The sequence below is a fragment of the Vibrio sp. DNB22_10_4 genome (assembly GCF_052879755.1).
The window spans coordinates 1-229 of record NZ_JBNNXW010000140.1; the positions used below are offsets into that span (position 1 = coordinate 1).

Here is a 229-nt window from a genome sequence, read left to right on the forward strand (position 1 = left end):
GTGGTGGTTCCGGGCGGCGGGCCAGCGTTGATGCCGATGCCCGCAAAAATATCCGGCGCGATACAGCCCAGCACCATCGTCATGCCGCCGCCGGAGGACAGGCCGGCCACGTACACCTGGTTCGGGTCGATCGCGTATTGCGCGTTGGTGACGAAGCGGTTGACCAGATCCAGCAGTACGCCCACATGCCCGCTCGTGCGGCTGGGCGACGTGTTGGCGTAGTCCCAGC

Annotated in this window: 1 protein-coding gene; it reads right to left on the reverse strand. The window is 66.4% G+C overall.

All coding sequences use genetic code 11. From position 1 onward, the window contains the following. Positions 1-229, reverse strand: a 229-nt coding sequence (locus ACVA6Q_RS25005; RefSeq protein WP_446649276.1) for a PHB depolymerase family esterase, incomplete at both ends; no start/stop codon positions are given.